The sequence below is a fragment of the Exiguobacterium indicum HHS 31 genome (genome assembly GCF_001939065.1).
Classification (GTDB): Bacteria; Bacillota; Bacilli; order Exiguobacteriales; family Exiguobacteriaceae; genus Exiguobacterium_A; species Exiguobacterium_A indicum.
In genome coordinates, this window is the sequence record NZ_MPSZ01000003.1 from 124,900 (window position 1) to 140,805 (window position 15,906).

General features: G+C 46.4%; 10 protein-coding genes. 4 read left to right on the forward strand and 6 right to left on the reverse strand.

Annotated elements, in window-relative coordinates; all coding sequences use genetic code 11:
• Positions 1-117: 117 nt before the first annotated feature.
• Positions 118-621, reverse strand: coding sequence for a PTS sugar transporter subunit IIA (locus N179_RS10385; protein ID WP_035396161.1), 504 nt, complete (start codon positions 619-621; stop codon positions 118-120).
• A gap of 175 nt (positions 622-796) precedes the next feature.
• Between N179_RS10385 and N179_RS10390 the strand changes: the two genes are divergently transcribed.
• Positions 797-2,503, forward strand: coding sequence for a M3 family oligoendopeptidase (locus N179_RS10390; protein WP_035396159.1), 1,707 nt, complete (start codon positions 797-799; stop codon positions 2,501-2,503).
• 104 nt (positions 2,504-2,607) lie between these two features.
• Here the strand turns inward: N179_RS10390 and N179_RS10395 are convergent, their stop codons facing one another.
• Together N179_RS10395 and N179_RS10400 are read right to left on the reverse strand one after the other, a co-directional pair.
• The gene (locus N179_RS10395) at positions 2,608-5,394 is read right to left on the reverse strand and encodes a putative bifunctional diguanylate cyclase/phosphodiesterase (protein ID WP_075642836.1); all 2,787 of its coding nucleotides are present in this window, start codon (positions 5,392-5,394) and stop codon (positions 2,608-2,610) included.
• Positions 5,395-5,530: 136 nt separating this feature from the next.
• Entirely contained in the window at positions 5,531-5,953 is a 423-nt protein-coding gene (locus tag N179_RS10400) for a CBS domain-containing protein (RefSeq protein ID WP_023469329.1), read from the reverse strand.
• A 173-nt stretch (positions 5,954-6,126) separates the two neighbouring features.
• On the opposite strand from N179_RS10400, the gene N179_RS10405 reads away from it, so the two are divergent.
• The 3 genes from N179_RS10405 (at position 6,127) to N179_RS10415 (ending at position 11,922) form a co-directional block, all read left to right on the forward strand.
• Complete coding sequence (locus N179_RS10405) at positions 6,127-8,400, forward strand: methyl-accepting chemotaxis protein (RefSeq protein ID WP_023469330.1); 2,274 nt, start codon at positions 6,127-6,129, stop codon at positions 8,398-8,400.
• 118 nt (positions 8,401-8,518) lie between these two features.
• The gene (locus tag N179_RS10410) at positions 8,519-9,679 is read left to right on the forward strand and encodes a helix-turn-helix domain-containing protein (protein ID WP_023469331.1); all 1,161 of its coding nucleotides are present in this window, start codon (positions 8,519-8,521) and stop codon (positions 9,677-9,679) included.
• Between the two features lie 101 nt (positions 9,680-9,780).
• Complete coding sequence (locus N179_RS10415) at positions 9,781-11,922, forward strand: bifunctional glycosyltransferase/CDP-glycerol:glycerophosphate glycerophosphotransferase (RefSeq protein ID WP_075642837.1); 2,142 nt, start codon at positions 9,781-9,783, stop codon at positions 11,920-11,922.
• A gap of 48 nt (positions 11,923-11,970) precedes the next feature.
• Here N179_RS10415 and rlmD read toward each other — a convergent pair whose 3' ends face one another.
• From rlmD to gatB, 3 genes are all read right to left on the reverse strand, one after another.
• Positions 11,971-13,329 carry a 23S rRNA (uracil(1939)-C(5))-methyltransferase RlmD gene (gene rlmD / locus N179_RS10420; protein WP_035396153.1) on the reverse strand — a complete coding sequence of 453 codons (1,359 nt, stop codon included), beginning with the start codon at positions 13,327-13,329 and terminating at the stop codon, positions 11,971-11,973.
• A gap of 25 nt (positions 13,330-13,354) precedes the next feature.
• A complete protein-coding gene (locus N179_RS10425) occupies positions 13,355-14,317 on the reverse strand; it encodes a diacylglycerol kinase (protein WP_023469333.1) in 963 nt (320 codons plus the stop codon).
• 147 nt (positions 14,318-14,464) lie between these two features.
• Entirely contained in the window at positions 14,465-15,898 is a 1,434-nt protein-coding gene (gene gatB, locus N179_RS10430; protein WP_035396151.1) for an Asp-tRNA(Asn)/Glu-tRNA(Gln) amidotransferase subunit GatB, read from the reverse strand.
• Positions 15,899-15,906: the final 8 nt, after the last annotated feature.

Sequence of the window (15,906 nt, forward strand, 5' to 3'; positions counted from 1 at the left end):
GCCCTTCCCTGCTTTTCTCAAAATGGACTTTGCTTTCACTTCTCTTACAAAACGGTAAGGCAAGGGAGGAGACGACAAAAAAGCCCCCATCCGCAAGGAATGGAGGCGTATCGTATCTTATTTATGTGTTGCTTTAAAGAGCTCTGTGTCGCCTGCGACAACAGAAGTTCCTTCCGCTGGTACAGCTGAAAGCGTGAATTGATCGTGGTTCGTCACGATGATCGGTGTGATCGTCGATGGTGCGTTCGCACGGATGTAGTCAAGGTCGAACTCGACGAGGACGTCTCCTGCTTTGACTTTGTCACCTGACTGGACGTGAGCCGTGAAACCTTCACCTTTAAGGTTAACTGTATCCAGACCAACGTGGATCAACAGTTCAAGACCATCTTCACCTTTTAGACCGATTGCGTGTTTTGTTGGGAAGATCGTTTCAACCGTTGCGTTGATCGGCGAGACGACTTTACCTTCAGTTGGTTCGATCGCGACACCGTCGCCCATCATTTTTTGAGAGAAAACTTGATCGGGTACGTTCTCGATGTTGACGATTTTACCTGTAAGTGCAGAAGCGATTTTCGCGTTTCCTGCGTCGTTACCACCAAACAATTTTTTTAAGAATCCCATGATACTATCCCTCTACTTTCTCGATCGTTTTTCTTCCGAATGGAAGTTTCGATTTTTTATAGGAGTAAGCTGTCAGACAGCTCGCTCACGTTCTCACAAAAAGCATACGTTTGTCCCTCTGGTTTTGCAAGTATTTTTGTGTGATAATAGTTAGAAATCATAAGGAGGCGCTTACATGTTACCATTTTCAGAAATTACATATGTCCGTCCTGACCTTGCCTTGCTTGAAACATCCATGAATCAAGCGATCGCTCGACTGACGGAAGCCACACAGGTAGATGAAGCAAACGCAGCCATCACTGAGATTAATACCCTCAGAAATCAATTTGAAACGGCAAGCCAGCTCGTCGAGATCCGCCACACGATCGATACACGCGATACGTTCTATGAGACGGAACAAGGATTCTTTGATGAAGCGAGTGCGATCTATCAAGGATATGTCTCAAGCTATTATCAAGCGTTGACGACGCATCCACTCCGCAGTGAACTCGAACAGACGCAAGGCAAACAGTTATTCCTGATTGCTGAAGCGAGCCTGAAGACGTTCTCGGAAGAGATCATTCCAAAACTCCAAGAAGAGAACCGTCTCTCGAGTGAATATACGAAACTGATGTCTTCTGCTCAAATCGAGTTCGATGGCAAGACGCTCAACTTATCACAGTTCGGCCCCTATCTTCAATCACCTGATCGTGATGTCCGTAAAGCAGCTTCTGAAGCACGCTACGGCTATTTAAAAGAACAAGGCGAAGCAATCGATACGATCTACGACAAACTCGTTCGCATCCGGACCGAGATCGCGAAGACACTCGGTTTCCCATCGTTCGTCGAGCTCGGATACGCACGGATGCTCCGCGTCGATTATAACCAATCGATGGTCGAACAGTACCGCGAACAAATCCGTGAGACGATCGTTCCGCTCGCGACACAACTTAAAGAACGCCAGCAACGACGGATCGGCGTCGATCAGTTGTATTACTACGATGAAGGATTTGCCTTCAAGTCTGGTAATGCGACACCGAAAGGCGAAGAGTCGTTCATCATCGAAGGCGGCAAAAAGATGTATGCAGAGATGTCACCGGAGACGAACGAGTTCTTCAACTACATGCTCGACCGGGAAGCACTCGATTTAACGGCGAAACCTGGGAAAGCCGGCGGTGGGTATTGTACCTACATCGCAGACGAAAAACTCCCGTTCATCTTCTCGAACTTCAATGGAACGGCAGGCGACATCGATGTCCTGACGCACGAAGTCGGACACGCCTTCCAAGTCTATGAGAGCCGTCACCTGACAGCTCCAGAGAGTGCTTTCCCAACGTATGAAGCGTGTGAGATTCACTCGATGTCGATGGAATTCTTCGCTTATCCTTGGATGGAAGAGTTCTTCGGTGAAGAGACAGCAAAATACAAATTCAATCACCTCGCAGGAAGCGTCACATTCCTTCCGTACGGCGTTGCGATTGACGAGTTCCAACACGTCATCTACAACCAACCGGAATTGACACCAGCTGAGCGTCGCGAAGCATGGCGGACAATCGAGAAGAAATACTTGCCGCATCGTGATTACGAAGCGAACGATTATCTCGATTCAGGTGCATGGTGGCATCAGCAAGGACACGTCTTCGGCAGTCCGTTCTACTATATCGATTACACGCTCGCTCAAGTCTGTGCCTTCCAGTTCTATGCTTGGATGGAACAAGACCGGGAAGCGGCTTGGAAGTCATATCTCGATCTCTGTCGTGCCGGCGGCTCGGAAAGCTTCCTTACGCTCGTCGAACGTGCTGGATTGAAGTCTCCGTTCGCACCAGGTACGGTCGAGGCAGCAGTCGCACCGGTCAAAGCGTATCTCGAACAAGCAGACGACCTCGTACTCGATCGCGTCTAATTATTCGTTTTCCTCAATTTATCCAATGAAAAAGGTGAGTTTCCGGACGGAAACTCACCTTTTCTATTTTAAGAGACCTCAATCTTTAGACTGTAACTAGTGATTCATTCAGATAAAAGCGTTTCATGATACTTTCCGTACCAGACGCGGAACTCGTCTGCCGGGATTGGTCTTGAATAATAAAAACCTTGTGCATACTCGCAATCCAGCTGTTGCAGATGATTCGCCTGCTCCAGTTCCTCGATGCCTTCGGCGACAACATCATATTTCAATGTATGCGCCAGTTTAATGATCGTCTCGATGAGCGGTGCGTTCGAACAGGCATCCGGACCGCTGATGAACGAGCGATCGATTTTCAGTCGCTGAATAGGCAATCGACTCAAGTAGGACAAAGACGAATAACCAGTACCAAAGTCATCGATCGCCAGACGATAACCCATTTGGTGTAACGTCTGAAGCGCCTCGAAGACACGTCCGTCCGAAAAGACACCGAAAGATTCCGTGATTTCGAGTTCCATCCGGTCTTCAATTCCAGGATGAATTTCTCGGACGCCCGTCAGGTAATCCACAATCCGACCAGAGACGAGCTCTTTTACGGATAAGTTCGCTGAGACGCGAAGCGATCCGAGCTCCGTTTCTTTCCACGCCTCTACTTGGCGAACCGTTTCAGCAACGACCCACATCCCAATCTCTTCGATGAGCATCGATCGCTCGGCAATTGGAATGAAGACTGCCGGACTGATCATGCCACGTTCTGGATGGAACCAGCGCAAGAGCGCCTCACAACCGTCCACCTGCCGTGTCGCAAGGTTGATTTGCGGTTGGTAGAACAATTGTAACTCGTTCTTTTCAATCGCATCCCGTAACTCCCCTTCCAATACGACCGATTCCAGATATTCCGCACTCATCCAAGGTTCGAACCAGACCGGTCCACCTTCTGTCTGTTGTTTCGCATGTTGCATCGCGATATCGACAGAGGATAATAACGAAGTGACAGCTACTGCATCGTCCGGATAGCGGACCATACTCATACTGATGCTGACGTTCACGAATTCTCCGTTAATTTCATAAACATGTTCGATGACTTGCTTTAATTTCTCGTAATCAACGATATCCTGTTGCGCGACTAATACAGCGAATTCATCTCCACCAATACGTGCTGCTTGTCCCGTTCCGATGAAATGATGCTTCAGTCGATTCGCGAGATCCTTTAAAATCTGATCTCCTGCCCCATGACCGTAAATATCATTGATTCGGCGGAATTGACGAATGCTGATAGTGACGAGCTCGCCTGTTTGTGGTGCTCTCAGTGCATCCTGCATCTTTTGTTCAAATCCATTTCGATTCAGTAACCCCGTCAACATATCAAAAAGCGCAAGTTGTGTAATGCGTTCTTCTCGCCGAAACTGATCTGTCTCATCATGACAAGAGAGATATAAGGCAACACCTGTTTCATCCTCTTTGTTCGGAACGTGAATGATGTTGACGAACATATTTAAAATATCTTCGTCAAATAACATTTTACAGCGAATCGTCTGACTGTTCCCTTCGATGGCTTGTTGAAGTGCTCGTCGCATTCGATTCAAATCAGCTGGATGCACCAATTCTTCAATCGTCCAACCCGAAGTGGCATGCGTTAACTGTCGAAAACGATCATTTCCATTTAAAATCGTATAGTCCGACGATAAAGCAAGAATTGGATCTGTATTTTGAGAAAAGAGAGATTCGATTTCGGCTTTCTTCTGCTTAATCTCTTTTGTATTCGCATCACTATGATCGAGTAATCCAGCTATGATTGCTGTCATCGTCCGGAAGGCTTGAACGACTGGCTTGAAGTCATTTCTTTCGTGTACATGATACCCAGATTGCCGTCGATCCTCAGCAAACGTATTCGCTTCGTTTTGTAGTAAGGAAATATCTTTTCGAAAAGCACGTAATAATAACCAATTCAATATTAATAATGCCGCAATGACAAGAATGATTGTTGCAAATAGCAGCCAAGCATTTTGAATGATCTGCGATCCTCGGTGCTGCATTTCTTGTTGTACCTGTTTTAACTTTTGATCATATATCTGGTACATGCTTGTTTCATATTGTTTAGACTGATTAGCTAGTTTCGCATAGTTTTGATCGTTTGATGTACTCAACAGTTCATCCAACGTTTCTGTGTAATTTCGCATCTGACTTCTCATGTTTGCAATTTCTTGGCGCCCTGTATCGTCTTGTAACGAAACTACCTCGTACAAGGCATTCATGAGCGATTGTTGTCGAATGGGCAAGTCGATCCGCATTTGTTGGATGCGTAATCGATCAATCGAACTAATTTCGTTGTCCCGACGTGCTTCTCGTAGAATCTGTGCCGATTTTCCAAGTTGCTCTTCCATCATGATAAGATGCGAGAACACATCGTAGTATGAACCAGTCTCTTTACTTAAGACGAGTTGATTAAAAATCACTTCACTTTTAAAATTCGTAGAGGCTGTGAAAAAGCGATGATTGGACTCGTATCCTTGACGCTCTAATTTCGTGAGTTCCTCCAACAACTCTTTACGTGCTGGGCCAATCGCTTGCTCTTCCTTTAGCTGTTCATATAAGTGGAAGAGAGAGTTTTCTGCTTGTTTTGTTACTTGTGGTTCCTCAACCTGTTTCTCTAAGGAAGCAAGATAATAAGATGTTAAATCTTGAGTCGCATGATTTGCTGGGATCACGATGTCAATCGCTTTTGCCGCCTCTTCGAAACGTTTTCCTTCTTCGAGTGTTTTGTTCAATTGGTGTAACGCAACGATAATCGCAAGTAGACCGATGACTGCAATCATCCACGAGAACGTTTTATAGTAGGATCGTCTTCGAAAAGCTTCTTCGATGAAGACTGGTGATAAACGTCGCAACACATCGTCCTCCCTAAAATGTCATTATGCTTCTATATCGTCTCTTTTTGCTGTATGTTGAAGTCGATTTAAGTCAATAAAAAGCACTTCTTCTCACATTTCGTGAAAATAAGTGCTTTCTTTACTAGTTTTATATTTTTTAGTAACTGACATTTTCGCGCGCTACTTTTTTCGCGAAATAATCGATGATATCCCGACGACGAATGATTCCGATAAAGTGCTTTCCATCATCGATGACAGGAACGAAGTTTTGGTCCGTGATGACCTCAATCATCTCTTCCATTTGCGCAGTAATCGAGACTGGTTTATAACGAACACGTTGTTTAATATCCGTTAACCGTGTTTGCAAGACGTGATCGTAGTCTGCATGCTCTAGATTAGCCTCGAGCGCCCACAAGACATCCCCTTCCGTTAATGTCCCTGCGTATTTACCTTTATTATCGACGAGCGGAACGGACGTAAATCGATGATGTTTCATCTTTTCTAATGCCTGTCTGACCGTCGATTCAGGATCTAAATATTTCACCTCATCTTTTGGTAGTAAGAAAAAAGCAATGTTCATTTCTGTTCCTCCCTAGCCACTCTGTGACACCTTCTTCATTTTATCACGAAGCCTCACTGGATTCATTTCTCAAATGATGAAAATCTCTACATAATTCCTTCATATTTATCCGTACCCTTCCGATAGTCAGAATAGACAGATTTTAAAGACTATTTAGGATAGGAGAATTCATCATGCGCCTCCCGATCACCCGTCGTTTGTTCATCGGGCTTATTTTGTTGCCTGCTCTTACTCTCGGTGTTTCCACTTGGTTTTCGTATGACCAAACAAGCCGAACTGTCGATCAACTGGTCGACTCGACATCCCAAACTGCTTTAAAGCAACTAGAACAATCGTTTTCCCGCATCATCGATGATACTAAAAAAGATACAACACTCCTTGCCGGACTCCCTTCCAACCGTGAAGACGGTACTCTACCGAACTACATAGATACAACCAAACAACCCGATGCTTCGGAGGCTCCTTCTCAAAAAGCAACAGATATCTATAATGTCCTTGAGAAATATGGCTCCTCAAAAATCGAAAATTCATTTATCCAATACGCTGATACGAAAGGCGGCTATCTTAACTGGCCAAAACAAGACGTCGCACCTGGATACGATCCTCGAAAAGAGATTTGGTATAAACAAGCGCTGGAGAATTCAAGCACTGTCGCCATGAGCGAGCCTTACTATGATAGCGCGACGAAATTATCCATCATCGGTTTCTCTAAGGCGACACTAGATGCTCAAGCGAACATCAAAGGTGTATTGTCTGTTTATAAAAGCATCAATCGTCTTGCTGAAGATATGAAACGGATTGAAATCGGACAAAAAGGATTTGTTTTCAGCTACACACAAGACGGTAAGGTCGTCACGCACCCGAACCGAAATTATTTCTTCAAAAAAATCAATCAACTACGTGAAGACGGAAAAGCATATTTCTCTGCTCCAAAGTCCATGTTAGAGCAAGAATCCGGTACGAAGATCATGGACGTCGCCGGAAAAAAATCGGTCGTCATTTGGCAAACTTCTTCGAAAACAGGATTCAAACTAGCCGTCGTACTGGATTACGCTTCCTTGTATGCGCCTAAAGAAGCCATGCTCAATCAGTCATTGATCAATTTCGTCGTTGCGATCGCCCTCGCGACATTGATCGCTTGGTTGATCGGGCGTTCGATCAATCGCCCGCTGTCGATGCTCCGTCGTGAAGCATTAGCAATCGCATCAGGTGATTTGCGAACACAGCATCGTCCTAAACGATTCATCCGGGATGAATTAACAGACCTCAGTGCAAACTTCGACGCGATGCGCGCGCGCCTGCGACAAACGATTCTAGCGATGACTACATCCGCTACGACCGTTCGCGATGCGTCAGAAGAGCTCTCAAACAATGCGACTCATGTACAAAAGGCTTCACGTCATATCGGACAGACAATGGAAGAAATCGCTGCTGCTGGTGAAACTCAAACGAAACAAGCCGAACGTTCTTCCCATGCTGTATACGGTGTCAAGGAACGTTCTACAGCAATGCAACAGGTCGCGTCCACGACACTTTCTGAAGTCGCTTCCGTCGCTTCCGCTGCGACACGAGGAAGTGACGTGACGAAACAGACGATTTCTGATCTATTGAGCCATTCGGACTCATTGGAAAAAGAAATCGAGAACACTTCTGATTTCTTAGGCAAACGTTCTGATGAGATCGGAAAGATTCTTGGAACGCTGCAAGCCATCTCGAGTCAGACGAATTTACTCGCCCTCAACGCAGCAATCGAAGCCGCACGTGTTGGTGAACAAGGACGTGGATTTGCTGTCGTCGCGAGTGAGGTAAGAAAACTGGCCGAGGAGAGCGACGAATCCGCTAAACAAATCAAACAGCTCCTCGATAATATTCAACAAGAAACACATACTGCCATGAGTGCGATGCACCATGTCATGAGTGATTTGAAGCTGTCTCTTGAGTCTGTCAAAACGACAGGCGATGACTTCGAGCGCATCGCAGGATCCGTACATCATGTCTCGAATCGAACAGAAGTATTGACTGGTGACATCGAGGCGCTGACGCTTGCTACGGAAGAAGTATCCGATGCCATGGGAACCATTCTTGCTTTAACGGAAGAGAATGCAGCAGGTCTTGAGACAAGTGCTGCAAGTATTCAAGAAACGAATGCAACACTTGAATCCGTGACGACGGCAGCGGCTCACCTCGCTCACATCGCAGGTGATCTCCATGCGCTCACATTGGAATTCCAGTTAGACGAAACCGTATCTGACGAACATTCGGTCGAAGAACAAGAAGACGTCCTTTCATCAGAACCCGACACAAGCCATTCTGCTGACGATGCCTACGCGGAAGTCGCAAGCACAGAATTGACGGAGCACGATATCGAAACGAATGATCCTGAAGTCGAGACAGGGCACGAGGAGGATCCAACACCTGAGTCCTCTCCATCTCCTACGAATCCATAAGCCTATCGATCCGGAGTCTTGAAGAAAGACTTCGGATTTTTTTATTCCCTACTCGACTATCGATTGCCGAGCACATACACTAGATACAATCGATGCATCATTCGAAAGGAGTCGCTTCATGAATCCCTTAAGCCCCTCAGACTTGACACAAATCGCGGAACATTTGTTTGGGATGACTGGTTTTTTTATTTCCTATCAAGATCAAGAGCATGTCTCAATCGAGTTACGTCCTTCCGCACCCAAGCATCCGGCTAATCTATTGATTGAAGATACGTGGCCTACTTTAAAAAATCATCGCCCTCTACTTCATACCTTAAAAGACGGAACGGCTTATCTGTTCGTAGACGTTCCTGACCAAGGCATGTACCGGATCGGTCCCGTTCTCTTACAGTCAGCACTTTTTCGGGCTCATATTCAAGATGAGACCTATCATCAATTTTATAAAGTTCTACCCCGAACGACGGAAAATCGTCTGATCGACTGTGCCCATTTGCTCTATCGCCTTCTACATGGTGAAGGATTGTCCTCTCGTGACATCGATCATGTTTCAGATATACAGGAAGAGGAAATTCCTTTAGTGTCTGAAGCCCCTTCGCACACAGGTGTGACCGCCTATCGAAAAGCTTGGCAACGCGAGCAACAAATCATCGACTGGATCTCATCCGGACAGAGCGAACGGTTGGCGACGACCTATTCTCTTCCCGCATACGGTGAGTTCGGAACACTCGCACGTCATCAACCACTCCGAGCAGAAAAGAATCTACTTCTAGGAACGGTTCTTCTAAGCGCACGTGCCGCTATTCGTGGGGGACTCGAACCAGACGAAGCCTTTTCGCTTAGTGATCGGATGATTGAGACGATCGAAGCTGCGACGAGTATTGCAGAATTGCGAAATCGTCACGTTCGGATCACGGTATCTTTTGCGGAAGCCGTCAAAGAAATACAGGCGTTGCGTCATTCGCCACACGTCTTAGCTGCCATTCGATACATTCAGCAGCATCTCTACGATCCTTTATCGGTCTCGTCCATCAGTCAGGCGATTCACGTATCCTCCAACTATTTATCCGTTTTATTTAAAGATGAAACGGGTTTACCGCTGGCTCGTTACGTCATTCGTGAACGGATTCGCGAAGCGAAAAGATTGCTACGTTCATCTGACGACTCGCTATTGACGATTTCAAACCGACTGCACTTTTCAAGTCAAAGTCATTTCAGTCAGGCCTTTAAACAAATCACGGGCGAGACGCCTACTCATTACAGACAAAAGACAGATTTTTAGGAACACTGCTACCTTTTTCAGATTTGTGATATCCTATTCAACAGAATACAATTTTGCCGAATCGAATCTTTTTCGATTCTTTCATCAAAAGGAGAGTCAACATGAATTCAATTAGTGTGATCATTCCAGTCTATCAAACCGAATCTCAAGCAAAAGCTGCGATTCAATCCGTTCTCGACCAACACGTTTCGATTCCTGTAGAAATCGTCGTTGTCTTTGATGGACCAAGTTCTTATGTCGATGATATTCGTGCACTATATCCAACGTGTACCATCATCGAACAATCACATCAAGGTGTGTATGCGGCTCGACGTAATGGAGTTCAAGCTGCTTCAGGAGACTATGTCATCTTTTTAGATAGTGATGATATTCTTGCTCCCCGTGCGCTTTACACATATATCAAGGCATACGAGAAGTCTCGTGGGGAAGTCATCATCGGTAAGATCTCCCCTGTCTATAATAAGAAGAAATGGCTGATGCCGATCGATGACGATCGTTACTTCTTTTACTCGCGCACGAAGTTTAATTCGCGTCACTTGACGACGATCCATGGATGGATGATCAAAAAAGAATTGCTCCAGACATTGCCTAGCCTCGAAACGACATGGTTTGCGGATACGCTAATCGCCCATACTGTCATTTCGCAGTTAACGAACATTACTTCCGTCAACTACATCGTGTACGGACGGAATTCAAGAAGTACACCACTGGATGGTCAATCGCTCTTCCAACTACGTGACATTACGACACTCTCAGATATCTCTCGAATTTATGGCATATTATCAGCAGAGACAAAAGATGAAGAAGTCCAAAAATTCTTAAATACGTGGTATAAACGGTTCATTTCAAAACGTGGACGTACATTACTCGAACGGAGTTCATCTAATACTCAACAAGCAGAAGTCTTCAACCATGTCGCTTACGACTTAAAGCGGATGCCATCAAAGAGTAAATATCTACAAGCTTGGTCAACGGGATCGTACGCGATGTTCAAGCTGTACATTACTGCTGTCAAAACAAAACGTTCCTTACGTACGGCGCGTCGTAAAAAAATTAAAAATGGTCTTATGCTATATCGACTATTCCAGAAGATGCCGATCAAAGACAATCTCGTCTTATTCGAAAGTTTCTTAGGGCGGAGTTACTCTGACAATCCGAAGGCACTTTACCTTCACCTAAAAGAAAAACATCCGGAACTAGAACTTGTTTGGATTTTCGCTCAAGAACCTTCTGATGAAGTGAAGGAAGCATGTCCGAATTGGGTACTTCGAAACAGCTTTACGTACTATCAATACATGGCTCGTGCGAAATACTGGATTTTCAACACGCGTCAGCCGCTCAGCTTGAAAAAACGCGAAGAAACTATCTATCTTCAAACATGGCACGGTACGCCATTAAAACGACTCGGTCTTGATATGGAAGATGTGCATATGGCTGGAACGAATGCGATTCGCTATAAAAAGAATTTCTATAACCAAGCGCAAGAATGGAACTATCTGATTTCGCCAAACGCGTACTCGAGCGAAATCTTCAAGAGCGCATTCGGGTTCCAAAATACGATGCTTGAAACGGGCTATCCTCGTAACGATCTCTTATATGCCGATAATCAAGCGGGTCTCATCAGTGAAATCAAAACACGCTTAAATATTCCGGCTGATAAAAAGATCGTCCTTTATGCACCGACATGGCGAGATGATGAGTTCATCGCGCGAGGAAAATACCGATTCGACTTGCAATTGAATTTAAATGAGATGCAAGCACGCCTCGGTGACGAGTACGTCGTCCTTTTACGGATGCACTACTTGATTGCTCAAAACATGGATATCAGTGGACACGAAGGATTCGCTTACGATGTCTCTTCATACGGTGATATCGCAGAACTCTATCTGATTAGTGACATCCTGATCACGGACTACTCATCTGTGTTCTTCGACTATGCCCACTTGCAACGTCCAATGATCTTCTTTACGTACGATCTAGAGAAGTATGCTTCAACGTTGCGCGGATTCTACTTCGATTTCGAAGAAGTCGTCCCTGGACCACTTCTGAAGGAAACAGATCAAGTCATCGATTATATCGAACAAATCGATACGAAGTCCGTCGCTTACCAAGAAAAATACGATCGCTTCCTCGAACGGTTCTGTAGCTTAGATGATGGTACGGCGAGTGAACGCGTTCTTGCTGAATTGTTCCCAAGTACAGCACAATCGACGGTCGAGGACGAATCAACAGAAACGGAATGATAAATCAAAAAGTGCCTCCTTCCTTAACTGGAAAGAGGCACTTTTAATTTAGTTACGGACGAACAAGGCAACGCTTTCGACGTGTGTCGTATGCGGGAACATATCAACAGGCGTCACTTCGACGAGTGTATACCCGAGCTCTGTCAATAGCTTCGCGTCACGCGCTTGTGTCGACGCATTACATGAGACGTAGACGATCCGCTTCGGTGCGACATCTGCAGCAGCACGTAAGAACTCTTCGTCACAGCCTTTACGGGGTGGGTCGACGACGATGACGTCCGGTTGGATACCGGCTTTAACAAGATCTGGCATGACCTTCTCAGCTGCACCATACTCGAACGTCACGTTCTCGATCCCGTTCGCTTGTGCGTTCCGACGTGCATCATCGATCGCTTGCGGTACGATTTCGATGCCGTAGACGTGCTTCGCTTGTTTAGCGAGTGATAAGGAAATCGAACCGATCCCACAGTACGCATCAACGACTGTCTCATCGCCTGTCAACTGAGCGTACTCGAGCGCTTTCGCGTAGAGTTTCTCTGTTTGCAGCGGATTGACTTGGAAGAACGAATGCGGTGAGATCTCATACGTCAATCCAGCGATTTGATCGCGGATGACGGACGGTCCGTACAAGACGACGTTCTTTTTCCCAAGGATGACGTTCGTATCATCCGGGTTGATGTTGTGCTGGATCGACGTGACGTTTGGTAACGCCTTTAAGATTCCTTCAACGATCTTATCGATGCCACGCAGTTGTTTGACCTTCGTGACGAGAACGACCATCAACTCGTTTGTGTGGTACCCATGACGTGCCATGATATGACGGATGACACCTGCTTTTTTCTTCTCGTCGTACGCTGGGACTTTCAAATCAGCGAGGACTTTACGAACCGCTTGGACGGCTTCGTCGTTTTCTTTGTTTTGGATCAAGCAGTAGTCCATATCGATGATCCGGTGACTCCGTTTTTGATAGAAGCCAGCCATCAATTTGTTCGATTGGAAGGCGACCGGTACTTGTGCTTTGTTACGGTAACCCCAAGGATCTTCCATCCCGATCGTCTCGTGAACGGGGATTTCAAGACCTGCTAGGCGCGCGAAAGCGTCACGGACACGGTTGTGCTTGAACTTGAGTTCTGCATCGTATGATAAGTGTTGCAATTGGCAACCACCACACTGGTTGTAAACCGGACAAGGCGGCTCGACACGATCGACACTCTTCGTCTTTTGACGGATGATGCGACCGAATCCGTAAGACTTCGTCGTTTTCGTGATCTTGATCTTGACCTGTTCCGTCGGCAATGCGCCCGGGATGAAGACCGTATATCCATCGATGCGCGCGACCCCTGACCCTTCATGTGTCAGGTCGACGATCTCGACGACGTGTTCATCGTTCTTTTGTACTGGAATCATGAATATCCTCCTTAAAAACCTCGCTTCACGCGAGGTTCGTTTCTGCTTCTTGTAGTTGTGTATTGATTTGTTCCATCTCTTCGATCCGGAACTTTGGTGTCATGACTTCGAAATGAGAGCGAAGATTCGTCATCTCGCCTTCGCAAATGCCGCCAAACTCACCATCGATGTTCAAACTCATCTCTGATGTATTCTTCATGCGGACGAATGAGGTCGTGACATGCTCGATGCAAGGGTCCGAGAAATGATCCCCTTTTAAGGCAAGACGCATGACACGAATCAGTTCGACGAGGTTACATTTCTTGAGAATGAAGAGATCGAACCGACCATCATTGAGTGACGCGTTCGGTGACAGCTTCTCGAACCCACCGACGGAGTTCGTATTGGATGTCAAGAACAGCATGACTTCTCCTTTGAATATACCCTTTTCATGCTCCAGTTCGACATATGTTGGTCGGATTTGTGGAAGTTTCTCCATCCCTTTGACGTAGTACGCGAGCTGTCCGAGTGCCGTCTTCAGCTTCGAAGGCACTTCGTACGACAGTTCTGTCATGATGCCACCACCAGCGATGTTGATGAAGTAATGGACGCCTGCCGATCCTTCAATCTTACCGATATCGACCGGCATCGTATGTCCCGTGCAAATGACATCCATCGCCCCTTCGATCGTCAATGGAATACGCATCGCCCGACCAAAATCATTCGTCGTTCCAACAGGTAATACACCAAGCTTCGGACGTTTGTTGTAGGCAGCCATTCCGCTGATCACTTCGTTCAACGTACCATCGCCGCCTGCTGCGACGACGAGATCAAAGTCTGCTTCGCATGCTCGTGCTGCTTCATACGTCGCATCGCCGACCGCTTTCGTCGAGTAGACAGATGTCTCATAACCCGCTGCTTCGAGTCGGTCGAGGATATACGGTAAATTTCGTTTAACCATCTCTTTCCCGGAAGTCGGGTTATAAATCACGCGCGCTCTAGGTCTCATAAGATTTTCTCCTTTTTGACTCAACCGTTCATTTGATACATAACTGTTTTATTTTACATGAACTCTCGAGACATTACAAAGCCAAAAAAGACAGCGTCCGTTTCCTCGCAGAAGTAAAGGAGGAACGGACGCTGTTCGATCAGCTACTTATTTTAATTTTTCAAGCTCTTCATAGAAGAGTTGATCCAGGAGGGCAGGGTTCGCCATTCCTTTTGTTTTCTTCATGATTTGACCGATGACGAAGCCTTTCTTCCGGTCACGTCCACCGAGTAATTCCTCGACAACGGCTGGGTTCGCTTCGAACATCTCGACGATCAGACCACGTAGCAATCCTTCGTCTGAAATTTGTGCAAGACCGTTTGCTTCGACGTATGCACGTGGCTCGACACCTTCTTCGATAACGGCCGTGAAGACTTGTTTGGCGATTTTCGAAGAAATCGTACCGCTTGCGATCAAGTCGATCATCTCTGCCAGACGAGCTGGTGTCATCTTGACTGTTTCGAACGTTTCCGTCGATTTATTCAAATGACCTTGGATCTCACCGATCGTCCAGTTGGCTGCTGCTTTTGGTTCTGCGCCTGCTGCGAGAGTCGCTTCGAAGTACTCTGCCATCTCACGTGTGACCGTTAGTTGTTTCGCATCATACGCTGAAAGACCAAGTTCTTCTTGGTAACGCACGCGACGGGCATCTGGAAGTTCCGGAATACCGGCACGGATCGCTTCTTTCCAATCGTGATCCAGCACAAGCTTGACGAGATCAGGCTCTGGGAAGTAACGGTAATCCGACGCCCCTTCTTTGACACGCATGAGGACAGTTTGTTTTTTTGTCTCATCGAAACGGAGTGTTTCTTGGCGCATTACACCACCCGCAAGCAATAGTTTGCGGTGACGATCTTCTTCGAACTCAAGACCTTTTAAGACGTTTCCGAATGAGTTCAAGTTTTTAAGTTCTGTTTTCGTACCGAACTTTTCTTGTCCGTATGGGCGAACGGAGATGTTACAGTCACAACGAAGTGATCCTTCTTCCATCTTGACGTCTGAGACGCCTGCATATTGCAAGACTTCCTTAAGACGTTCGAGGTAGGCGACTGCATCTTTCGGTGAACGCATGTCCGCTTCACTGACGATTTCGATGAGCGGTGCACCTGTCCGGTTGAAGTCGACGACTGAGTGATTCGCACCCGTGTGGTTCATCTTACCAGCATCTTCTTCCAGATGGACACGTTCGATCCGGAAGCGTTTCGTTTCGCCATCGACTTCCGCATCAATGTAGCCATCGAAGCCGATCGGTTGATCGAACTGTGAGATTTGATACGCTTTTGGCGTATCTGGATAGAAATAGTTCTTCCGGTCGAATTTCGTTTGATCGGCCACTTGGCAGTTGAGTGCCATAGCTGCACGCACAGCGAGCTCAACGGCTTTTTCGTTGATTTTCGGCAAGACGCCCGGATGTCCAAGACAAATCGGACACGTTTTCGTGTTCGTCTCCGCGCCGTATTCCCGCGCACAACCACAGAACATCTTCGTGTTCGTGCTCAGCTCGGCGTGGACTTCGATCCCGATGATCGTTTCAAAGTTCATGATACATT